This window comes from Brucella lupini, assembly GCF_002252535.1.
GTDB classification, from domain to species: domain Bacteria; phylum Pseudomonadota; class Alphaproteobacteria; order Rhizobiales; family Rhizobiaceae; genus Brucella; species Brucella anthropi.
In genome coordinates this window covers 67,625-88,818 of record NZ_NNRN01000038.1, presented here as the reverse complement: position 1 = coordinate 88,818, position 21,194 = coordinate 67,625, and the positions used below count along the sequence as shown (strand labels likewise).

Sequence of the window (21,194 nt, the reverse complement as noted above, 5' to 3'; positions counted from 1 at the left end):
AAGCCATTGATGAAAGCGGTTTACAGCCTGTTCGAACGTTGGGTTGATCCCTTTCGTGAGCCGGACCGGCTGAGACCGCCTTCAACGACGCTCGGCTTTCTGTGGCATTATGCGAGGCAAGCGAAATGGCCGCTCGCCGTTTCGCTTGCGGTTGGCGGATTGCTGCCGCTGGTCGAGGCGGGCCTGTTCTATTTCACAGGCAGGCTGGTCGATATTCTCGATCAGGCGGGGAAGGGTGGCGTCGAACGAAGCTGGTCGGCGCTTTTGCAGGCGGCAGGGCCAGAGCTTCTGTTCATGGGCATAACCGTCCTTGTAATCCGCCTCGTCGTGACGGCGATCAACACGCTGCTGGAAGACCAGACCTTGTCGCCGGGTTTCTACAATATGATCCGCTGGCAGGCGAACTCCTATGTTCTCCGCCAGTCCTATGCCTTCTTCCAGAATGATTTTGCCGGGCGCATTGCCACCAAGGTCTGGCAGGCGGGGCAGGCGGCAGGCGATCTCATTGAAAGTCTCATTCAGGTCGTCTGGTTCATGGCGATCTACAGCATCACCACGCTGTTTCTGGTCGGTCGGCTCGACTGGCGGCTGGCAGCGGCGGTAGTCCTTTGGATCATTGCCTTCGGCTTCATCGCCTGGCGCTATCTGCCACGCATCCGCAAGCACGCTGAGGCTTCTGCCGAGGCGGGATCGATGATTAACGGGCGTATCGTTGACAGCTATTCCAACATCCAGACGATCAAGCTCAATACTGCCGATGACGATGAGCGCTATCTGCGCGATGGTTTCGAGCGGTATCTCGGCGCAATTCTTCCGTTCATGCGCTCGCTCACCGGCGTTCGGGTTTCGCTCACGGCACTTTCCGGCCTGATGATCGTGACGGTTGCGGCGATTGCCATCGATTTGTGGACGCGCAATGCCATCACGGTCGGGCAGGTGTCGTTCACACTTGGCCTCGTCCTGCGCCTCAATATGCTCCTTGGCCGTCTCATGATGCAGCTCAATGGCATGCTGCGCCAGCTCGGACTGATCGAGAATTCCATGCGGCTGGTTTCTGCTCCGCTTGGTCTTGAGGATAGGCCCGGTGCCAAACCCTTGCAGGTGACAAAGGCGCGTATCGATGTTCAGGATGTCACGTTCCACTACGGCAAGGCGGCGGGCGTTCTCGACAATATCAACCTCACTGTGCGCGGTGGTGAACGCGTCGGTCTCGTCGGGCATTCCGGGGCGGGCAAGTCTACCCTCGTAAATCTCATCCTGCGCCTCTACGATGTCGAGAAAGGCGCGATCCTCGTGGACGGGCAGGACATTCGCGACGTCACCCAAACCTCGCTGCGTCGGGCGGTCGCGGTCGTCAGTCAGGAAACTGCATTGCTGCACAGGTCGCTGCGCGACAACATCATGCTGGCGCGCGACGATGCGACCGACGAAGAACTGCTGCAGGCAGCACGTCAGGCCGAAGCCGATGGGTTCATTGCCAGTCTGGAGGATTTCCAGGGGCGGCGGTCGTTCGATGCCTTTGTGGGCGAGCGCGGCGTCAAGCTTTCCGGCGGGCAGCGCCAGCGCATTGCTATCGCTCGCGCTATTTTGAAGGATGCGCCAATCCTCATCCTCGATGAGGCGACTTCCGCACTCGATTCGGAGGTCGAAGCTTCGATTCAGGAGAATTTGAAACGCCTTATGGATGGAAAGACGGTTATTGCGATTGCTCACCGCCTTTCCACCATCGCAGCGCTCGATCGTCTCGTTGTGATGGATCAAGGCCGCATCGTGGAGGAGGGAACGCATGACGAACTTATCGCCCGCGGTGGCATCTATGCGGGACTTTGGGCCCGCCAGTCGGGCGGTTTCATAGGGAGGAACGGAGAAAGCTGAAAGCTTTCCACTGTCTGTAATGCGTTATCGCTTTGCTGTGCATTCCCTGAATTGAGCAAGCAAATCCGCCTGCGACATCGTGCCGTCATAAGGGGTTGGTGTCTGGACAAGCGATTTTTACGCGCATAAACCGGATAGTGAAATGGAGGGAATTTCGTCCTGTGAGCACTTGCAGGACTACTTTTGCGCAAGTGCAAAAGAGGACGAGGGGAGAGTTCAATTGAACATGCAGGTTGAAAAGGAATTGGCACGTGAGCGCACACGACACGGCTGAGCCGACACGGCGTGATTTTTTGTATATTGCGACGGGAATGGCCGGTGTCGTCGGAGTTGGCGGACTGGCCTGGCCGTTTATCGACCAGATGCGTCCGGACGCTTCGACACTCGCGGCTGCGTCCATCGAGGTTGATGTTTCGTCCCTGACGGAAGGAGCATCACTAACTGTCAAATGGCGTGGTAAGCCGGTTTTCATTCGTAACCGCTCCGCCAAGGAAATCGAGGATGCCAAGACAACCGCTCTTGGTGATCTCAAGGATCAGAACGCACGTAACGCCAACCTCGCAGCGGATGCGCAGGCGACCGATGTCGCCCGCTCGGCAGGCGAGGGCAAGGAAAACTGGCTGGTGATGATCGGCGTGTGTACCCATCTGGGTTGCGTGCCGCTCGGTGAATCCGGTTCTTTCGGTGGCTGGTTCTGCCCATGCCATGGCTCGACCTATGACACTGCCGGACGTATCCGCAGTGGTCCGGCTCCGGAGAACATGCACATTCCGCAATATGCGTTCGCTTCCGATACGGTCATCAGGATCGGCTAACAGGTCTTGGGGAGAGAAGACATGAGTGGTGGACACTCCACATACACGCCGAAGACCGGCATCGAAAAATGGGTGGACGAACGGCTTCCCTTGCCGCGTCTCGTCTATGATTCCTTCGTGGCCTATCCGACGCCGCGTAACCTGAACTACATGTACACGTTTGGTGGCATTTTGAGCTTCATGCTCATTTCGCAGATCCTGACCGGCGTCGTGTTGGCCATGCATTATGCTGCCGATACGGGCATTGCGTTCAATTCCGTCGAGAAGATCATGCGCGACGTCAACTCCGGTTGGCTGCTGCGCTACATGCACTCCAACGGTGCATCCTTCTTCTTCATTGCCGTCTATCTCCATATCGCTCGCGGTCTCTATTACGGTTCCTACAAGGCGCCGCGCGAGCTTCTGTGGATTCTGGGCGTGGTGATCTTCCTTCTCATGATGGCTACCGCCTTCATGGGCTACGTGTTGCCATGGGGCCAGATGTCCTTCTGGGGTGCGACGGTTATCACCGGCTTCTTCACGGCTTTCCCGATCATCGGCGAACCGATCCAGCAGCTTCTGCTGGGCGGCTTTGCGGTCGACAATCCAACGCTCAACCGCTTTTTCTCGCTGCACTACCTGCTGCCGTTCATGATTGCCGGTGTCGTCATCCTGCACGTCTGGGCGCTGCATGTGACGGGTCAGACCAATCCGACCGGCATTGAAGTCAAGTCCAAGACCGACACGCTGCCGTTCACGCCTTATGCGACCATCAAGGACGCTTTCGGCGCGCTCGTCTTCTTCGTGTTCTTCGCCTACTTCGTCTTCTACATGCCGAACTTCCTCGGTCATCCGGATAACTATATCCCGGCCGATTCTCTGAAGACACCTGCTCACATCGTTCCGGAATGGTACTTCCTGCCGTTCTACGCGATGCTGCGCGCCATCACCTTCAACATCGGCCCGATCGACTCGAAGCTCGGCGGCGTTCTGACCATGTTCGGTTCGATCGCAATCCTCTTCGTCGTGCCGTGGCTCGATACGTCGAAGGTTCGTTCGGCTGTCTATCGTCCGTGGTTCAAGCTGTTCTTCTGGTTGTTCGTGATCAACGCCATCTTCCTCGGCTGGCTGGGTTCGCGTCCTGCGGAAGGTTCCTACGTCTTCATGGCGCAGCTGGGTACGCTCTATTACTTTGCTTTCTTCATCATCATCATGCCGGTCATCGGCTTGATCGAAACGCCGAAGCGTTTGCCGAACTCGATCACCGAGGCGGTTCTGGAGAAGAGCGGCAAGGCCGGGGTTACCCCCGTGGAAATCCCTGTTGAAACTCGGGGCTGAACCAGCGAGAGAGATGAAGGACGTAACAATGAAAAACATCCTCAAGAATTTCGCTGCCTTCGGTATTGCTCCGCTGGTCGCGCTTGGTATCGCCCTAGGTGGTGCCTCGGCTGAGGAAGGCGGCAATGCCGCGGAGCCGGAACATTTCCCGATCCACCATCCCAAGCAGGAAAAGTGGAGCTTTGCCGGTCCGTTCGGAACCTATGACAAGGGACAGCTTCAGCGTGGCCTGAAGGTCTACAAGGAAGTTTGTTCGGCCTGTCATTCGATGAACCTGGTGGCCTTCCGTACGCTGGAAGGTCTCGGCTACTCACCGGAGCAGGTCAAGGCATTTGCCGCTGAATATGAAGTGCAGGACGGGCCGAATGCGGATGGCGAAATGTTCACCCGCAAGGCGATCCCGACTGATCACTTCCCGGCGCCATTTCCGAACGCGAACGCAGCTGCGGCCGCGAACAACGGTGCAGCTCCTCCGGACTTCTCGCTGATCGCGAAGGCTCGTGGTGTTGAACGCGGCTTCCCGACCTTCATCTTCGACATATTCACGCAATATGCCGAAGCAGGTCCGGACTACATCCATTCACTGCTGACCGGCTATGATGAACAGCCACCAGCGGGGATGCATATTCCGGAAGGGACGCATTTCAACCCATACTTCATCGCCGGCAAGTCGCTGGCCATGGCAAAGCCGCTGAGCGACGACCAAGTCACCTATGACGATGGTTCGCCGCAAACGGTGGATCAGTATGCACGCGACGTTTCGGCATTCCTGATGTGGGCTGCAGAGCCGCATCTGGAAGATCGCAAGCGGACCGGTTTCCGGGTCATCATATTCCTGATCCTTTTTGCCGGTCTGGTTTATGTCGCCAAGCGTTCGATCTGGTCGGATGTTAAACACTGACAATGGATCAACCTGAATTAAAAGATGGGCGCCGTGGGCGCCCATTTTTTTGTGCTGGAACTGGAAGGTCAGCCTTGCCACAATTAGGCCATGAAAATGACCGTGCGTCGCCGCAATGTTCTTCGCAGAAATGGGCGGTTTCTTTTGCAATTTGCCCGTTTGAGGGTGTAAAGGTCCTTGGTCCCAACTTTGCCTTGATTAACTTGACCGGCCTGCAGGCCGCCTGAAAGGATGGAAAATGGAATCCGGATTTAAAGCCAGCTTGAAGGATGCGATCCGCACCATTCCGGACTATCCCAAGCCGGGCGTCCAATTCCGTGACGTGACGACGCTTATGGGCGATGCGCAGGCATTTCGCCGTTCCGTCGATGAGCTGGTCTATCCCTATGCAGGCAACAAAGTCGACAAGGTAGCGGGCATCGAAGCACGTGGCTTTATTCTCGGCGGCGCAATCGCGCATCAGCTGTCGGCTGGTTTCGTACCGATCCGCAAGAAGGGCAAGCTGCCGCGCGATACAGTGCGCATTGCCTACAGCCTTGAATATGGCATCGACGAAATGGAAATGCATCGCGACGCGATTGAAAAGGGCGAACGGATCATTCTGGTGGACGATCTGATCGCCACGGGCGGAACGGCGGAAGCGGCGGCGAAGCTTCTGCTTCAGATGGGCGCAGAGATCGTCGCAGCCTGCTTCATCATCGACCTGCCGGATCTCGGCGGACGCAAGAAGCTGGAAGCTCTTGGCGTGCCGGTCCGCACGCTCGTGGCCTTTGAAGGCGACTGAGAATACGAAAAAGCCCGGACATTGCTCCGGGCTTTGTTATTTCAGGCATCAGCCTTGGGCGGCAGTTTCACCATCGCCGCATTGTCGAAAGACAGCACCTCGTCGCCATTCTGGTTATGGGCGCTCGTCGTCATGGTCAGCATCGACCAGCCGGGGCGGGAGGCGAGCGGCCTTATGGCGTGGACCAGGCGCTTGTAGGTGATCGTATCTCCGGCATAGACGGGCTTTGACCATTTCAGGTTTTCAAAGCCGGGTGAGGGGCCGAATGTCGGCGGCGTCTCGCCGCGTTTCAAAGCTTCCTTCGTTGCCTTGACGATGGACGCGACATTGAGCTTCATGAACACTGCAGTGGTGTGCCAGCCGGACGCACAAAGTCCGCCGAAGACGCTCTTTTTTGCCGCTTCGCTGTCCAGATGGAACGGCTGCGGATCGTATTTTCTGGCGAAATCGATGATTTCCTCGGCAGTAAACGTATAGCTGCCGATGACGAGGTTCTGCCCGAGATTTTCTTCCAGGAAACTCATGACGCCCCTCCTGCCGTCGCATCGTAATCGCGGCGCAGCATCATGCATGGATGCTGCATTTCGCACACGCTCTCACCACGCTGATTGAACAGTTCATGGTGGAATGTCACCAACCCGATGGCCGGGCGCGATTTGGAAATGCGCTTGTCCTTGATGGTCGTCACACCATTCAGCGTATCGCCCGCAAGCACGGGGCGTTTCCAACGCGTGAATTCGACGCCGGGACCGCCCTGTGACGTTGAGTTTGTAAGATAGGCATCGCAGACCATGCGCATGATGAGGGAGGTGGTCTGCCATCCTGATGCCGCCAGCCCGCCGAGCACGCTCGCCTTGCCTGCTTCCTCATCAAGATGGAACGGCTGCGGATCGAACTCGCTGGCAAACTCGATGATTTCTTGCTTGTTGATCGTACGAGGACCGAAGGGAAGGGTCATTCCCGGCTCCATATCCTCATAAGCATATTTAGGCAGAGGCTTGCTCACCCTCGATCTCCTCCGAGTAGGCATAAAGAAAAGGCCGCCGGTTTTCGGCGGCCTGAACGTATCAGGTATTGAAGCGGAACAGCATCACATCGCCGTCATGGACGATGTATTCCTTGCCTTCGTCCCTTGCCTTGCCGGCTTCCTTCGCTCCGACTTCGCCATTGTATTTGACGTAGTCTTCATAGGCGATGGTCTGGGCACGGATGAAGCCGCGTTCGAAATCGGTATGAATGACACCAGCAGCACCGGGAGCCTTGGTGCCGCGCCGGATGGTCCAGGCGCGGGTTTCCTTCGGTCCGGCGGTGAAATAGGTGATGAGGTCGAGAAGCTTGTAGCCGGCGCGGATCAGGCGGTCGAGGCCCGGTTCTTCAAGGTCCATGCTTTCCAGATATTCCTTGGCTTCCTCATCGGGAAGCTGCGCAACTTCCGCTTCGATTGCAGCCGAAATGATGACCGTCTGGGCACCCTGTTCCTCGGCCATCTTGTCGACGGCAGCGCTATACTCGTTGCCCTTGGCCGCATCGCCTTCAGCGACGTTGCAGACATAAAGAACCGGCTTGGAGGTGAGAAGGTTCAGGCCCTTCAGCGTCAGCAGGTCTTCTGCGGCAATATCCTTCAGCATCAGGCGGACCGGCTGGCCGTTCTGGAGCAGTTCCAGTGCTGCTTCCATCACCGGCAGAATGGTGAGGGCTTCCTTGTCCTTGCCGGTAGCGCGCTTGCGGATTTGCACGATGCGGCGCTCGATGCTTTCGAGGTCCGACAGCATCAGCTCCGTTTCAACCGTCTGGGCGTCCGATACCGGATCGATACGACCTTCGACATGCGTGATATCGTCATCCTCGAAGCAGCGCAGCACATGCACGATGGCATCCACTTCGCGAATATTGGCGAGGAACTGGTTGCCGAGACCTTCACCCTTCGATGCGCCGCGCACGAGGCCGGCAATATCAACGAAGTTGATGCGGGTCGGGATGATTTCCTTCGAACCGGCAATCCGGGCGATATCGTTCTGGCGCGGATCGGGAACCGCCACTTCGCCCGTGTTCGGCTCAATGGTGCAGAACGGATAGTTTGCGGCCTGTGCGGCGGCCGTTTTGGTCAGCGCGTTGAAAAGCGTCGACTTGCCAACATTTGGCAGACCGACGATGCCGCATTTGAAACCCATGATCGTACCTATCAGACTAGAATTCTATTGTTGTGGCTATGCGTCATCGGACCGTGAAGCGTCAAGAGGCGGAGGCGTCGCGCCCTTGGGAACGGCTTACTTTTACGCATTCTCCCATGCAAAACCGCTTCGCACTTTTGCTGGAAATGCTTTAGTCCTTTTTGCCAAGCAGCTTTTTCAGCATTTCAGCCATCGGGCCGCTGGCAGGAATATTCGGCTTCTTCTGGTTCTGCCGCGCCTGGCGAATATGGCTCTGCGCCTTTGGTGGCGCCTTTTCCAGTTGTGCGGGATCGGCCTTGAAACCGCTGGGCCGTTGATTGCCGTCGCCCATGGCGAGCGCAATGCGGTTCATGAAGCTGTTGTCTTCGCCCTTGGCGGCAAGCAGGCCCACATTGTCGGCAATAGCGCCCAGGAGCGTATCCAGCCATTCATTGTCGGCCTTGGCGAAATCGCCGAGGACATAGTTATGCACGAGTTCCTTCGCACCCGGATGGCCGATGCCAAGCCGCATGCGGCGATAATTCTGGCCGCCGGGGAAGGCCTGCATATGCGCGTCGATGGATTTGATGCCGTTATGGCCGCCGGAGCCGCCGCCGGTCTTGATGCGCAGCTTGCCGGGAATGAGGTCGAGTTCGTCATAGATCACGACAAGATCGGCAGGTGTCAGCTTGTAGAAGCGCATGGCTTCGCCGATGGACTGACCCGAAAGGTTCATAAAAGTCTGCGGCTTGACCAGCAGCACTTTTTCGCCGTCGATCACACCGTCGGCAATCTCGGCCTGAAACTTCTTCTGCCAGTTGGAAAAGCGATGGCGGCGGAATATTTCATCCGCCGCCATGAAACCGATATTGTGCCGGTTATGCGCATATTTGGGGCCCGGATTGCCAAGACCTGCAATGAGCAGCATGGTTCAGAGCCCCTTCTGTAGCGCTTCCCGAAAAGTGGGAACCGGTTTTCGGATAAGAAGCGCGTTAGCGCTCCTGTGCGGAAAGCGATTATTCGCCGTCCTTGGCTTCTTCTTCTGCAGCGCCTTCCGAAGCAGCTTCTTCCGACTTCAGGCCGGCAGGAGCAGCAATCGTGGCGATGGTGAAGTCGCGATCCTGGATGGCAGCGGTCACGCCCTTCGGCAGCTTGATCGCCGAAATGTGGACGGAGTCGCCGATTTCGAGGCCGGTCAGGTCGAACTCGAGTGCTTCCGGAATTGCATTGGCCGGAACGATCAGTTCAACGTCGTGACGAACGATGTTGAGAACGCCGCCGCGCTTGATGCCCGGAGCTGCTTCTTCGTTCTTGAAGTGAACAGGAACATTCACGTGGACGACCGACTTCGCGGAAACGCGCAGGAAGTCGACATGCTGCGGGAAGTCACGGACCGGATCCAGCTGGTAGTCCTTCGGGAGGACCTGAATCTTCTTGCCGTCTACTTCGATCGTGGCAACAGTGGTCTTAAAGCCACCGCCATGAATCTTGTAGAAGATCTCCTTGTAGGAGACGGCGATTGCGAGGGGTTCCTGCTTGTCGCCATAGATGACTGCAGGAATCTGGCCGTTGCGACGCAGTTCGCGGGAGGACCCCTTACCAACCCGGGTACGCAGATCGGCCTTGAGCACGTAAGTCTCGCTCATGGCATTTCCTTTCGATGTTACTGGAGTGTCGCTCGCTGTATAATTTGCGCATGATCTTGTCCGAAAACCGGTTTCCACTTTTCGGGATCATGCTTCAACAAACGACATGAAACAGCCCGTATTGTCTGTCACAAGGTGAAAGACCGGACCGCTCCATTCCGCGTTGCCTCCAAGGGTGTCTACGCGGATGGCGCTGGCTATAGACCATAGCGTGCGGCGGCGCAAGTTTTTTGGATTTGCCTTACACGGGAGGGCAACGGGCCATAGTTGAAAAAACGATCTCGATGGCCTATATTCGGATCGGTAGCTGAAGCGCGAACTCCAGCTACCGTGTTCTTAGCTAAAGAAATGTACCCGCACTGTGGCTTGCCAGCTGGTGCGGGTTTTCTTTATTCTAAGCGTGAATCTAATGGGTATTAACCACATAGAGTCCACCTCCGAATAGAGGGCAAAGCCTATGCCTAGGTCGGAGCGGCTCATCCTCCCCGACGCGCCCGCTGGCTAGTGTGGTGGATTTGAAGTTCCCATAATTTGCATGGCATCAGCGTTCAGGAACTTCAAATCCGTAAACCACACTAGATTCTATATGTTACTAGTGTGGCTTTGAATCCGAAATTCGTACACAGCTTGCTCCCGCGTGAGACGAATTTCGGATTCGCCACACTAGACGCTTGCTGCTTTTGCCCCCTGTTTGGATAGCTATCAAAACTTCAGGTTGAAATCTACCGCCCGGCATCTGTGGGCATCTGTCTTAACGGGTGGCGATGACGACCGCAAAAGTGTTAAGCGAATGCCTGATCGACCGCAGGCTTGGCCGTGCGAGTCGTTTGTTCCTGCTATGTTGAAACAAGGAGGCGAGATGCAGGTCGGTATCGACATGGGTGCAGTTGCTGGAAGCGGTTCTGCCTCGGCAGCGGCGCTTGGCGGTGGCAAGCAGGCCATGCTTGATCTTGAGGAGCTTCTCGCCACGCGTTTGCTCGTGCAGGGCAATTCCGGCTCCGGCAAATCGCATCTTTTGCGCCGCCTTCTGGAACAGAGCGCGCAATGGGTGCAGCAGTGCATCGTCGACCCTGAAGGCGATTTCGTCACGCTTGCCGATCTTTACGGCCATGTCGTTGTCGATGCCGCCCGTACCGAAGCCGAACTGACACGCATTGCCGGACGCATCCGCCAGCATCGTGTTTCGGTGGTGCTCAATCTGGAAGGTCTCGATGTCGAGCAGCAGATGCGCTCGGCTGCGGCTTTTCTTGGCGGTTTGTTCGATGCCGAGCGCGACTATTGGTATCCGATGCTCGTGGTTGTGGATGAGGCGCAGCTTTTTGCGCCTGCTGCCGCCGGTGAAGTGTCGGATGAAGCGCGCAAGCTTTCCCTCGGAGCGATGACCAATCTCATGTGTCGCGGACGAAAGCGTGGCCTTGCGGGTGTTATCGCCACGCAGCGACTGGCGAAGCTTGCCAAGAACGTTGCAGCTGAAGCTTCGAACTTCCTCATGGGGCGTACATTTCTCGATATCGATATGGCGCGCGCCGCTGATCTTCTGGGCATGGAGCGCAAGCAGGCTGAAATGTTCCGCGATCTGCAGCGCGGACATTTCGTGGCGCTTGGCCCCGCATTGTCGCGTCGTCCATTGCCGATCAAGATCGGCAAGGTGGAGACATCGGCGCGGTCTTCATCGCCGAAACTGATGCCACTTCCTGATGCGCCGGAAGATGCGCTCGACCTCATCTTCACGCCTGCGCCGCAGGAAATCCGTGCTGCCGTGCGCAGAGCGCCGCCGCCTCCACCGCCGCCATCGACGGCGGAGATTCTGGCGCAGGTAGCAAAGCCGAAGCCCGAAGCCGAACCGGCACAGGAACCTTTGTTCCCCGGCATGGTGGAAGCCGAACGGGATGAGCTCCTCGAAAAGGTCATGCGCGAGATCGTGGACGATCCGGAAGCGTCGTTCCGGTCCGTGGCCGTGCTTTATCAGGACTTTCTGGTGCGCTGTCGCATTCACCGCGTTCCGGGCGAACCGCTGGCTCTCCCTGCCTTCCGCCGCAGGCTGGCGGTGGCGCAGGCCAGCATTGAAAGCGATGTGGCCAGTGGCGAAACATGGCAGCAGGCGCTGTCCCTGTCGGAAAGCCTCACCGACGATGTGCAGGGCGTGTTCCTGATCGTTGCGCAGGCGGCTGTCACCGGCGCGCCTTGCCCGTCCGACGCAGCGCTGGCGCGCGCCTATGGCACGCACTCGTTCAGCCGTGCCCGGCGTCTGCTGACCTATTTTGAAGAACGCGGGCTCCTGGTTGTGCGCAACGATTTCAAGGGAATGCGCATCGTCAATTTTCCCGATCTCGCCTGCGAAACGGCACCGGGCGACCCGAATGCGCCGGATGAGCTGGCGGAAGAAGGCGCTGCGGCTGAGTAAGCTGTGAAAACCGTCATGAACCTGTAATGATCCTCGCCGACAGCTGCACTACAGTTGCATTCTTCGTGATGCCGGGCTGCAAAGAGCAATTTGTCTGCGTTCCGGTGCTCGCGTACCTTTAAGTACGCTCTGCTCCGGTACTCGAAAATCACTCTTTTCGCCACGGTCTGACGAATTTGCAACTGTAGTGCCAAGGATCATTCAGGATGACAGCGTGACACAGCCAATTCAGCAACCGGGCTACAAAGAACTCTTCGCGACATTCGGCAAGATCGGGCTTCTGTCCTTCGGCGGGCCGGCCGCGCAGATCGCCATGCTGCAGCGCATTCTCGTGGATGAAAAGAAATGGATGGATCAGGAACGGCTGATCCATGCGCTCAATTTCTGCATGTTGCTGCCGGGGCCGGAAGCCATGCAGCTTGCGACCTATTCCGGTTGGGCGGTTAAGGGCTGGCGCGGTGGCCTTCTGGCAGGGCTTCTGTTTGTGCTGCCCGGCGCTGTCGTCATGCTTGCATTGTCGGCGCTGTATATCTCCTTCGGGCATGTCGACATCGTGGCCGGGCTGTTGTTCGGCCTCAAGGCTGCGGTTCTGGCCGTGGTTTTTGAAGCGCTTTATCGCATGGCTAAACGGACGCTGGCCTCGGGGTTCTCCTATGCAGTGGCGATTGCGGCATTCGTTGCGATAGCCTTCCTGAAACTGCCGTTTCCGCTCGTCGTCCTGCTGGCGGCTCTTGCAGGTGGCCTGCGGCATATCGTGCAGGGAAATGGTGCTGCCACAATTCTGGGAGAGGCGACGCCTGGCGCCTTGCGCGAATTCACGCAGCAAACGCTCATCTGGGGCGGGCTGTGGCTTTTACCTTTGCTCGGGCTTTTCTTCGCTTTTGGTGGCGCGCATGTTTTTGTGCAGGAGGCGGCATTCTTCTCGAAGCTTGCTGCGGTGACTTTTGGGGGCGCTTATGCAGCTCTTTCCTATACGGCGCAGCAGGCGGTCGAGCATTTCGGCTGGATGAAGCCGGGGGAAATGCTGACCGGGCTCGGTCTGGCGGAAACCACGCCGGGACCGCTGATCCTGGTGCTGGTCTTTGTCGGCTTTGTGGGGGCTGCGAACCTGTCGGGCCTGCCGCCGCTTCTGGGCGGCTTTTTCGGCGGACTGATCGCGCTCTGGTTTACCTTCGTGCCCTGTTTTCTATGGATATTGGCGGGCGCGCCATTCGTGGAGCGGCTGCGTCAGGTGCGCTGGCTGTCGGCCATGCTGGGCGGGATTACGGCTGCGGTCGTCGGCGTGATTGCCAATCTGGCGCTGTGGTTCTCGCTGCATGTCCTGTTTTCGCAGATTGTCGAGAAGGCTATCGGCCCCTTCACATTGCCGCTGCCGGTCTGGGGCACAATAGACAATGCCGCCGTCCTGATTGCAGGCGCGGCGGCATTCTTGCTTGTTGTTCTGAGGCTCAACATGCCGCTCGTGCTGTTGCTGGCGGCATGTCTCGGAATTGTAATCCGGCTGGTGTTTTAGTCGAACAGGCTCGAAACGGACTCTTCCGCTGCCGTGCGGGCGATGGCTTCGCCAATCAGGTCCGAGATCGAGAGGACGCGGATATTTGGCGCATCATTGATGGCGGTGGTCGGCTGGATGGAATCGGTGATGACCAGTTCCTTCAGCTTGGACGAGGCGATACGGGCAACGGCGCCGCCGGACAGAACACCATGCGTGATGTAAGCGGTGACGCTGTTCGCGCCCTTGGCCAGCAGGGCCTCGGCTGCGTTGCAGAGCGTGCCGCCGGAATCAACGATATCGTCGAACAGCAGACAATCTTTGCCAGCCACTTCACCGATGACGTTCATGACTTCCGATTCACCTGGACGTTCGCGACGCTTGTCGACGATGGCGAGCTGCGCATCGATGCGCTTTGCGAGCGAACGGGCGCGAACCACGCCGCCAACGTCAGGCGAAACGACCATGCAATTACCGGTTGCGTAATTGGCCTTCACATCGCGGGCGATGACCGGAACGGCGTAGAGGTTGTCGGTCGGGATATCGAAGAAGCCCTGAATCTGACCGGCATGAAGGTCAAGCGTCAGGACGCGGTTCGCACCGGCTTCGGTGATGAGATTGGCGACCAGCTTGGCAGAGATCGGCGTACGCGGGCCGGGCTTGCGGTCCTGACGGGCATAACCGAAATAGGGCAGGACGGCAGTGATGCGACGTGCCGACGAGCGGCGGAAGGCGTCGATCATGATGAGCAGTTCCATCAGGTGATCGTTTGCCGGGTAGGAAGTCGATTGCAGTACGAATACGTCTTCGCCGCGCACGTTTTCCTGAATCTCTACGAAGATTTCCTGATCGGCGAAGCGACGGACGCTGGCCTTACCGAGTGGAATGTTGAGATACTGAGCAACGGATTCGGCAAGAACCCGGTTGGAGTTGCCTGCGAAAAGTTTCATTCTTTTGCCTCTGACGCCGATGCGGTCGCGGTTTGCAGTTTGGTTCTGTCGCAACAGTCCGCCGGAACGGACTTAATCTCTTAAAAACTTTAAAGCTGCGTACGGTCTGACCGGCCAAGTACTGCAGCTAGAAAGGTTTTCTTTCGGATGTGGGGCCTATTGCAAAGAGTCATCGCCATTGCAAGGCCCTCAGGAACACAATTGCTGTAAAAAGCCCGGTTTTCCGGCTTTCCCACAGTAGGCAAAACAGATTCAGCAAAAGATTTCAGTCTTTTGCTGCCAAAGCAAGTTTCTATGCGCGATTTGCCGCAAGCCAGGTCGAATATTCCTGCATGGTCCGGTCGGCGATTGTCTGCATTGCGGAAGCCGGAACGACACTCCATGAGTCTGCGGCAGCACCTGGAACTTTCTCCTGCCCCTGTATCCGGTGAAGGCGGTTGCCGGAAGCATCCAGAACATCCCAGACGTAAAGCACGGTGGTCTGATTATCTTCCGAAAGAACGGAGAAATATCCCTTCATCACATAGGCAGCACTTGGATCGTTATTGCCTGCAAGCTCAATGCCCTTCGTCTTGGCATCGTCATTCATGCGATGGGTCAGCGGCGTCACCACATTGACCGGTGCGCCGACAATCGGGGCGATATGCAACTTGCCCGGCTTGAGCGCTGCACTGCGCTGCGGTGCCACTGGCGTGGTCGTCGCAGGTGCTGTGCCGGTTGTGGCCGGAGTTGTTCCCGTGGGCTGCACGGGAGCGGTGCCCGTCGCCGGGGTGCCCGGTGTCGCGGCTGGCGTAGTAGTTTGCCCGGAATTTTGCCCGGAATTTTGATTGCTACCCTGTACGTTCAGAGCGGACTCAGTGCTGTTGCAGGCGGCCAGGACGCTTGTAAGCACTCCGGCCAGCAACAACATCGTTGAAAGACGTGCCTTGTTCATGTTCGGCTTCATGCTCCTGAAGGCGCAGGTTCTCTGCGGTCGGGCATTTTCAGTTCAAAATAATCTATCGATTTTATCGACGTGCATCTTGCCCGAAAGCCGCTTTGCAGTTTCCGGGTTGCGCTTGTGGCAGTTTTATCGCCGATTGCGCCTCATTTTACAATCATATCAAGAGAATGGCGGGATAATGGCTGAGCTGCGCCATTTGTTGTGAGATATGTCTGCCCCAGCGTCATGGCGGTTTGGGTGTCGGAATCCATGATGATCATATGTGCGAAAAGCGTCATGTCCGGCTGGATGCTTTCCGGGTTTCCGGCATAGAATATCTGCGGGTCCATCCATGATGGCGTGAAACGTGCTCCCACTGAATAGCCACAAGTATTGAGGCGATGGCGGGTAAGGCCGTGTGCCTCCATGGTCCGCGCATGGGCGTCAAAGACGTCGCCGAATGTCGAGGCGGGCGTCATGGCTGCTTCCACGGCCTCCAGCGCCTCGCGTGCAGCCGCATAGAGCTCCAGATGATGTGTGGTCGGCTTGCCGACGACGATCGTGCGCATCATCGGCGCGTGGTAATGCCGGAAGACGCCCGACCATTCGAGCGTGAGCTGATCGTTCTTGTTCAGCTTGCGCCGACCGGATTTGTAGCGGCAGAGCAGGGCATCGTCGCCGGAGCCGATGATATATTCGTTGGCGGGAAAATCGCCGTCGCCGGCAAAATTGGTGCTCATCATCGCAGCCAGAATATCGGTTTCGCTCGCCCCGCCTTTGGTGAGCTTTATCGCAGCGTCGAGTATGTCGTCGCTGAGTTCGGCGGCGCGTTTCGCATAGGCAATTTCCGCAGGGCTTTTGAGCAGCCGCAGGCGATCCACCATGCCGGAAGCATCGTAAAGCTTGGCAAAGCTCTGCAGCTGTTCGTCCAGCTTGCGCGCATTGGCGCCGGTAAGGCCATGTGTCTGGTACTCGATCCCGATCCGGGTGCCGAGAAGGTCGAGTTCGGTCAGAATATTGCGAAGGTCGGACGCCGGATTGGCATTGTCGCGATCGGTCCAGACGACGACGTTCTCGATGTTCGACGTATGACGCGCCTGCCGCAAATCGGCGGAGCGTGTCATCAGCACCTTCGACCCGTCGGCCTTCACGACGAGGCATTGGAAGAAGCAGAAGCCGAACGTGTCATAGCCCGTCAGCCAGTACATGCTCTCCTGCGCGAACAGCAGAAGCGCATCCAGCTTTTCCTCCTCCATCTTCAAGATCAGACGGTCGCGACGTGCTGCGAATTCTTCCGGCTCGAAGTGAAGGGCCATGCGGTTCTCCTAATCTTCTATGATGGCGATCGCTGCAATCTGACGCCCGTAGTCGGGTTCGTTGCGATGGGTGGTGCGCCGGTAGGAATAGAATTGTTCCTCATCGGCATAGGTGCACTGGCGAAGGGATTCTGCCCGCACACCAGCCTTCGTCAGCCGGTCGGTGATGAATGTCCACAGATCGAACAGTTTGTGTTCCGGCTTGTCGGAAGGCCGGAAATAGGTGGTGTAGGCAGCATCTCTGCCGATGAATTCTGCATAGAATTCCGGCCCGACTTCGTAATTTTCCGGCCCGATCGTCGGCCCGAGAACAGCAACGATGTTCTCGCGTTTCGCACCGAGGCCGATCATGGCTTCAATCGTGTTTTCAAGGACACCGCCGAAAGCGCCACGCCATCCGGCATGGGCGGAGCCGATGACTCCCGCTTCGTGATCTGCAAAAAGCACAGGCCCGCAATCGGCAGACAAAGCACCAATGGCGATGCCCGGCACATTTGTGACCATTGCGTCGGCCTTCGGGCGTGGAGCGCCGAACGGCTCGGTGACGTGCAGGACATCGGGCGAATGAACCTGATGCACGGTCATGAGATGATCGGGTGCAACGCCAAGGTTCTCGGCGACGCGGCGGCGATTCTCGGCAACTTTTTCCGGCACATCGTTTGACCCGCTTCCAACGTTCAGGCCCGTATAGATGCCATCGGAAACACCGCCCCTGCGGGTGAAAAAGCCATGCGCGATCCGCTTCCCGTTCTGTCCGACGGGCTTTTCAAGGAGAGGCGAGCGGAGTGGTTGCGGCATGTCGGTCATCTTGCTTCACTTTCCAAAGTGTCTGGTCCAAAAGTCGCCATGCCTTGCTGCAAATGGCGTTTTTCTCCGCTTCCGGTGCTCATGTACCTTTAAGTACACTGCGCTCCGGTTCTCGAAAACCACCATTTTCGCTACGGCCTGACGCTTTTTGATCCAGACACTAAACGGCGGGATGGTGGGGGAGGAGAGTCTGCTTGTCAATCGAAGCTTTCGCCGTCATGGAACTGCAAACGGAATGAGTTTTGTGTCGGAATCGCTGATGGCCAGCACCTTGAACAAGGTTCCCATTTGATCGGGGGCGGCCAGTCTTTCGACGTCCTGCCGGATTTTTTCCTGAAACGCTGCATCCTTGTCCGCGCCAAGCCGTCCTGCGCGATCAAGCAGGCCCATTGCGAGCAGAAATTCGCCCTGCGTCATTGTTCCGGTCTTGCAGCCGCTGGCCCGCGCGGTCTTGTCCAGAATGTCGAAATCGACATGGCTGGTGAGGTCCGCAATGCCCGGATTGGCAAATACATCGTCAAACCCGTGTTTCAACATGGCTTGCAGCGTATCGCCGAAACCGGCTTTCAGATGGCCATAGTCGATGTTGAGCGCTGCGCCGCGTGTGGTCGCGATACGGCTGGCGATTTCCTGCATCAAGGCGGTGCGCGCCGGGGCCGCTTCAAAGATTGCACCTTCGGGTGCTTCCGCATGCCCTGCAGGTAACAGTGCCGGATCTATGCCGCCCAGACCGCTGACGAAATGGAATTCGCCCTTTTCGTCGAGCGCGATCATCCGTTCGACAAAGCGGCCATCGACCTTGACGAACTGCCGAAACGGGATCGCATCGAACAGCTCATTGGTCACGAGGATCAGCGGCCCGTCAGCTATGTTGGAAAAGCGCTCGAACCAGTCGATCTTCGCGCCTGCGTCGGACAGTTTTTCCTTTTGCTTTTCGGCAAGGCGCGGGCTCGTTTCGACCATGGCGACACGCACATGGCCCAGCATTTGCGGGGCGAGCCTGCCAATGGTGCGCAGCATATCGCTCATCAGCGTGCCGCGACCGGGGCCGATTTCACAAAGCACGATATTGTCCGGTCGTCCCAGCGCATCCCATTCGCTGACGCACCAGATGCCGATCAGTTCACCGAACATCTGGCTTACTTCCGGCGCAGTGATGAAGTCGCCGTCACGTCCGAAAGGTTCGCGTGTCGTATAATAGCCTGCCTCGCGGTCGCCGAGGCAGGCTGCCATGTAATCGGCGACGCTGATCGGCCCGGAAGTGGCGATCAGGCGTTTCAGCCGGTCTTTCAGCGAAAGATCAGGCATCCTTGGCTGCAGTCCGGTTTGCGCGCCACATGGCCCAAAGCCCGATCAGTACCATCGGCACCGAGAGGACCATGCCCATGGTAAGCCAGCCGCCAAACAGATAGCCGAGCTGCGCATCCGGCTCGCGGAAGAATTCGACCACGATACGGCTGAGGCCGTACCCTGTGACGAAAGCGCCAGCAATGAAGCCGGGCTTCTTCAGTTTGCGTCCGACCCAGACGAGGAGGAACAGTACGAAGAAGAGGACCACACCTTCAAGGAAAGCTTCGTAAAGCTGGCTTGGATGACGCGGCAGCGGGCCTCCATTGGGGAAGTAGACTGCCCATGGCACATCACTGACACGACCCCAAAGTTCCGAATTGATGAAATTGGCGACGCGCACCACGCCAAGCCCGACAGGAACACCGGCGGCAATCGTGTCGAACATGCTCCAGACCTTGATGCCACGCGAGCGGGCAAACAGGATCATGGCGAGTGTTGTGCCCAGAATGCCGCCGTGAAACGACATGCCGCCATCCCATACCGCCGGAATGGCAAGCGGGTTGGAGATATAATAGGAGAAATTATAGAAGAGCACGTAGCCGATACGACCGCCGAGCACGACGCCAAGCGCTGCCCAGATGACGAAATCATCGAGGGCTTCCGGCGCCATGGGCGGCTGGTTGTTGGCCCACAGGCGGTGGCTCCGTAGGAGCTTCTTGCCGTACCACCAGGCGAACATGATGCCGACGACATAGCCGAGGCCGTACCAGTGCACTGCCAGCGGTCCGACCCGGAAGATCACCGGATCGATATTTGGGAAGGCGAGCGCCGATGCGGGCAGCAACGTCTCAATCATGAAATCACTCCGTTTTGTGACGGAACATGCTGGACCGACCCGTTATGGTCAAGCTGTTCCCGTCGGCTGCAAATCGCGTTTGCAAATCGCGTTTGCAAATAGCGTTTGCAAATAGCGTTTTCCGGGCTTCCGGTGCTGATCTACCCTTAAGGTAGCCTTAAGTACATTCGCTAGTGGCGCTTCCGGTTCCCGGTCGCTGTCATTTTCGCGTGGCCCGTAGTTTTGATTCAAGTGCGCCGAACCTGATCACTTTCTATAGCTGCGCTTGCATCGGAACTGAGACGGCCCTATTTCAAATTTATGTTTTCAACAGGTCTCACCTGGAAATAAGGAATGATTGCCATGACCAGCGGACAGAACCGGGTTCTCGATGAACTCGCCAAGCTTGTGACGGATGCGGCAGGCGCTGCGCAGGGCGTGCGCCGTGAAGTGGAAACGGCGTTGCGTTCCCAGAGCGAGCGTGTGCTCAACACGCTCGATGTCGTACAGCGCGAAGACTTCGAAGCCGTTCGCGAAATGGCAATCAAGGCGCGTGCGGAAAACAGCGCGTTGCTGGCAAGAATCGAAGCTCTCGAAGCACGTCTTGCGAAATTCGAAGTTGATTCTGATGCCAAATCGGCAAAATCGGCTTCATCTTCGGCAAAATCCAAAAATAATCCCTGAATATTTATTAACAGGCCGCAAGTGGCAAAAACCCTTGTCTTAGAGTCGGTTAAGGCAAGGGTCGCGGTCGGTCCCTCGTATATTTCCACATGCTTTCACGGCTCTTTGTTCAAAAGGGGCTGGCGTTCAGATTCAGCATCAATAGACTGAAAACACTACATGATTCGTAACGCGGTCATGTAGGCGGCGGCGAGGGGCTGAGTGTCAGGTTTCGCGTCTTTCAGGCTGCTTTCCAGTATCAGTTGCGTATGTGCGTGTGCCATTGAGGCGCTTGCATGCCGTCGTGCATGCCGGTTCCTCAACCGATCAATTCGTGCCTGTTTTCCTGCGCTTGTTCTTGCGCGGTGGCCGGCACGGGCGAGCAATGACTTGCGCGCCGGGAATTAGGAAGCATCTGGGGGCAGATGGTTCCCAGAACAGGAAACGGACATGAGCCTTCTTGAGCTTGAATTCGCACGTGAGGCACATCCAGTGGATGTGATCGAACAGGTCGCGCATTCAAACGACTGGACGTTCGAGCGGACTGGCGACGACGAAATCGCAATTTCGGTTGCGGGCAACTGGACTGACTATCACATCTCGTTTTCCTGGATGGAGGATTTCGAGGCACTGCATCTGGCCTGCGCATTCGACATCAAGGTGGCCGAGCCACGTGTGAACGAAGTGATGCGCCTGCTGTCGCTCATCAATGAAAAGCTTCTGATGGGCCATTTCGATCTCTGGCAGCAGGAAGGCGCGATCATGTATCGCCAGTCGCTGCTGCTGGCAGGTGGTGCGGAACCGACGAGCCGTCAGGTGGAAGTGCTGCTTTCGGCGGCGCTGGAAGCTTGCGAAGCCTATTTCCAGGCCTTCCAGTTTGTGGTCTGGTCGGGTGTTACGGCGCGTGAAGCGCTTGAATGCGTGGTGTTCGAGACCGTCGGTCGCGCCTGACTACAAATCAGTTGAATTTTGGCCCGGCGCTCGCGCCGGGTTTTCTGCGAGGCCGGGAGCGCAGGCCGGGGAGTGA

20 protein-coding genes are annotated in these 21,194 nt (G+C 57.5%); 9 read left to right on the top strand and 11 right to left on the bottom strand.

Annotated elements, in window-relative coordinates:
* Positions 1 to 9 precede the first annotated feature (9 nt).
* The 5 genes from CES86_RS06710 to CES86_RS06690 all read left to right on the top strand — a co-directional run bounded on the left by CES86_RS06710 (position 10) and on the right by CES86_RS06690 (position 5,692).
* A complete protein-coding gene (locus CES86_RS06710) occupies positions 10 to 1,875 on the top strand; it encodes an ABC transporter ATP-binding protein (protein ID WP_029376056.1) in 1,866 nt (621 codons plus the stop codon).
* 251 nt (positions 1,876 to 2,126) lie between these two features.
* Positions 2,127 to 2,690, top strand: a complete 564-nt coding sequence (gene petA / locus CES86_RS06705; protein ID WP_010659609.1) for a ubiquinol-cytochrome c reductase iron-sulfur subunit — start codon at positions 2,127 to 2,129, stop codon at positions 2,688 to 2,690.
* Positions 2,691 to 2,711: 21 nt separating this feature from the next.
* Entirely contained in the window at positions 2,712 to 4,007 is a 1,296-nt protein-coding gene (locus CES86_RS06700) for a cytochrome b (RefSeq protein WP_010659610.1), read from the top strand.
* Positions 4,008 to 4,035: 28 nt separating this feature from the next.
* Positions 4,036 to 4,908 (top strand): cytochrome c1, encoded by an 873-nt coding sequence (locus CES86_RS06695; RefSeq protein ID WP_012091661.1) that lies wholly within the window; start codon positions 4,036 to 4,038, stop codon positions 4,906 to 4,908.
* Positions 4,909 to 5,146: 238 nt separating this feature from the next.
* Positions 5,147 to 5,692 (top strand): adenine phosphoribosyltransferase, encoded by a 546-nt coding sequence (locus CES86_RS06690; RefSeq protein WP_010659612.1) that lies wholly within the window; start codon positions 5,147 to 5,149, stop codon positions 5,690 to 5,692.
* 41 nt (positions 5,693 to 5,733) lie between these two features.
* On the opposite strand, the gene CES86_RS06685 is transcribed toward CES86_RS06690, so the two are convergent.
* The 5 genes from CES86_RS06685 to CES86_RS06665 form a co-directional block, all read right to left on the bottom strand.
* Positions 5,734 to 6,216, bottom strand: coding sequence for a MaoC family dehydratase (locus CES86_RS06685; protein ID WP_094513983.1), 483 nt, complete (start codon positions 6,214 to 6,216; stop codon positions 5,734 to 5,736).
* Positions 6,213 to 6,698 carry a MaoC family dehydratase gene (locus CES86_RS06680; RefSeq protein ID WP_010659614.1) on the bottom strand — a complete coding sequence of 162 codons (486 nt, stop codon included), beginning with the start codon at positions 6,696 to 6,698 and terminating at the stop codon, positions 6,213 to 6,215. The genes CES86_RS06685 and CES86_RS06680 overlap by 4 nt, the downstream gene beginning before the upstream one ends.
* A gap of 61 nt (positions 6,699 to 6,759) precedes the next feature.
* Complete coding sequence (gene ychF / locus CES86_RS06675; protein WP_010659615.1) at positions 6,760 to 7,863, bottom strand: redox-regulated ATPase YchF; 1,104 nt, start codon at positions 7,861 to 7,863, stop codon at positions 6,760 to 6,762.
* 151 nt (positions 7,864 to 8,014) lie between these two features.
* The gene (gene pth / locus CES86_RS06670) at positions 8,015 to 8,770 is read right to left on the bottom strand and encodes an aminoacyl-tRNA hydrolase (protein ID WP_010659616.1); all 756 of its coding nucleotides are present in this window, start codon (positions 8,768 to 8,770) and stop codon (positions 8,015 to 8,017) included.
* A gap of 88 nt (positions 8,771 to 8,858) precedes the next feature.
* The gene (locus CES86_RS06665; RefSeq protein WP_010659617.1) at positions 8,859 to 9,488 is read right to left on the bottom strand and encodes a 50S ribosomal protein L25/general stress protein Ctc; all 630 of its coding nucleotides are present in this window, start codon (positions 9,486 to 9,488) and stop codon (positions 8,859 to 8,861) included.
* An 859-nt stretch (positions 9,489 to 10,347) separates the two neighbouring features.
* Here CES86_RS06665 and CES86_RS06660 point away from each other — a divergent pair.
* Positions 10,348 to 11,892 carry an ATP-binding protein gene (locus tag CES86_RS06660; protein ID WP_012091664.1) on the top strand — a complete coding sequence of 515 codons (1,545 nt, stop codon included), beginning with the start codon at positions 10,348 to 10,350 and terminating at the stop codon, positions 11,890 to 11,892.
* Between the two features lie 214 nt (positions 11,893 to 12,106).
* Entirely contained in the window at positions 12,107 to 13,405 is a 1,299-nt protein-coding gene (gene chrA, locus CES86_RS06655; RefSeq protein WP_094514102.1) for a chromate efflux transporter, read from the top strand.
* On the opposite strand, the gene CES86_RS06650 is transcribed toward chrA, so the two are convergent.
* From CES86_RS06650 to lgt, 6 genes are all read right to left on the bottom strand, one after another.
* On the bottom strand, positions 13,402 to 14,334 hold the full coding sequence (locus CES86_RS06650; protein ID WP_012091666.1) for a ribose-phosphate pyrophosphokinase: 933 nt from the start codon (positions 14,332 to 14,334) through the stop codon (positions 13,402 to 13,404). The genes chrA and CES86_RS06650 overlap by 4 nt on opposite strands.
* Before the next feature lie 292 nt (positions 14,335 to 14,626).
* Complete coding sequence (locus CES86_RS06645; RefSeq protein WP_094513982.1) at positions 14,627 to 15,280, bottom strand: hypothetical protein; 654 nt, start codon at positions 15,278 to 15,280, stop codon at positions 14,627 to 14,629.
* A 140-nt stretch (positions 15,281 to 15,420) separates the two neighbouring features.
* Positions 15,421 to 16,572, bottom strand: a complete 1,152-nt coding sequence (locus CES86_RS06640; RefSeq protein WP_094513980.1) for a M24 family metallopeptidase — start codon at positions 16,570 to 16,572, stop codon at positions 15,421 to 15,423.
* Between the two features lie 9 nt (positions 16,573 to 16,581).
* The gene (gene pgeF / locus CES86_RS06635) at positions 16,582 to 17,379 is read right to left on the bottom strand and encodes a peptidoglycan editing factor PgeF (protein WP_094513979.1); all 798 of its coding nucleotides are present in this window, start codon (positions 17,377 to 17,379) and stop codon (positions 16,582 to 16,584) included.
* Between the two features lie 216 nt (positions 17,380 to 17,595).
* Complete coding sequence (locus CES86_RS06630; protein ID WP_094513977.1) at positions 17,596 to 18,687, bottom strand: class I SAM-dependent methyltransferase; 1,092 nt, start codon at positions 18,685 to 18,687, stop codon at positions 17,596 to 17,598.
* Positions 18,680 to 19,525 carry a prolipoprotein diacylglyceryl transferase gene (gene lgt, locus CES86_RS06625; protein ID WP_012091670.1) on the bottom strand — a complete coding sequence of 282 codons (846 nt, stop codon included), beginning with the start codon at positions 19,523 to 19,525 and terminating at the stop codon, positions 18,680 to 18,682. Before lgt ends, CES86_RS06630 begins: the two co-directional genes overlap by 8 nt.
* A gap of 342 nt (positions 19,526 to 19,867) precedes the next feature.
* On the opposite strand from lgt, the gene CES86_RS06620 reads away from it, so the two are divergent.
* Positions 19,868 to 20,188: an accessory factor UbiK family protein gene (locus tag CES86_RS06620; RefSeq protein ID WP_094514100.1), complete on the top strand. Its 321-nt coding sequence runs from the start codon at positions 19,868 to 19,870 to the stop codon at positions 20,186 to 20,188.
* Positions 20,189 to 20,617: 429 nt separating this feature from the next.
* Entirely contained in the window at positions 20,618 to 21,118 is a 501-nt protein-coding gene (locus CES86_RS06615) for a type III secretion system chaperone family protein (protein WP_010659627.1), read from the top strand.
* Positions 21,119 to 21,194 lie beyond the last annotated feature (76 nt).

Excerpts from the sequence above, each read along its gene's own strand:
- CES86_RS06710 (WP_029376056.1), top strand. The coding sequence starts at position 10 with ATGAAAGCGGTTTACAGCCTGTTCGAACGTTGGGTTGATCCCTTTCGT.
- CES86_RS06700 (WP_010659610.1), top strand. The coding sequence starts at position 2,712 with ATGAGTGGTGGACACTCCACATACACGCCGAAGACCGGCATCGAAAAA.
- CES86_RS06695 (WP_012091661.1), top strand. The coding sequence starts at position 4,036 with ATGAAAAACATCCTCAAGAATTTCGCTGCCTTCGGTATTGCTCCGCTG.
- CES86_RS06690 (WP_010659612.1), top strand. The coding sequence starts at position 5,147 with ATGGAATCCGGATTTAAAGCCAGCTTGAAGGATGCGATCCGCACCATT.
- CES86_RS06685 (WP_094513983.1), bottom strand. The coding sequence starts at position 6,216 with ATGAGTTTCCTGGAAGAAAATCTCGGGCAGAACCTCGTCATCGGCAGC.
- ychF (WP_010659615.1), bottom strand. The coding sequence starts at position 7,863 with ATGGGTTTCAAATGCGGCATCGTCGGTCTGCCAAATGTTGGCAAGTCG.
- pth (WP_010659616.1), bottom strand. The coding sequence starts at position 8,770 with ATGCTGCTCATTGCAGGTCTTGGCAATCCGGGCCCCAAATATGCGCAT.
- CES86_RS06665 (WP_010659617.1), bottom strand. The coding sequence starts at position 9,488 with ATGAGCGAGACTTACGTGCTCAAGGCCGATCTGCGTACCCGGGTTGGT.
- CES86_RS06660 (WP_012091664.1), top strand. The coding sequence starts at position 10,348 with ATGCAGGTCGGTATCGACATGGGTGCAGTTGCTGGAAGCGGTTCTGCC.
- CES86_RS06650 (WP_012091666.1), bottom strand. The coding sequence starts at position 14,334 with ATGAAACTTTTCGCAGGCAACTCCAACCGGGTTCTTGCCGAATCCGTT.
- CES86_RS06645 (WP_094513982.1), bottom strand. The coding sequence starts at position 15,280 with ATGAAGCCGAACATGAACAAGGCACGTCTTTCAACGATGTTGTTGCTG.
- CES86_RS06640 (WP_094513980.1), bottom strand. The coding sequence starts at position 16,572 with ATGGCCCTTCACTTCGAGCCGGAAGAATTCGCAGCACGTCGCGACCGT.
- pgeF (WP_094513979.1), bottom strand. The coding sequence starts at position 17,379 with ATGACCGACATGCCGCAACCACTCCGCTCGCCTCTCCTTGAAAAGCCC.
- CES86_RS06630 (WP_094513977.1), bottom strand. The coding sequence starts at position 18,687 with ATGCCTGATCTTTCGCTGAAAGACCGGCTGAAACGCCTGATCGCCACT.
- lgt (WP_012091670.1), bottom strand. The coding sequence starts at position 19,525 with ATGATTGAGACGTTGCTGCCCGCATCGGCGCTCGCCTTCCCAAATATC.
- CES86_RS06620 (WP_094514100.1), top strand. The coding sequence starts at position 19,868 with ATGACCAGCGGACAGAACCGGGTTCTCGATGAACTCGCCAAGCTTGTG.
- CES86_RS06615 (WP_010659627.1), top strand. The coding sequence starts at position 20,618 with ATGAGCCTTCTTGAGCTTGAATTCGCACGTGAGGCACATCCAGTGGAT.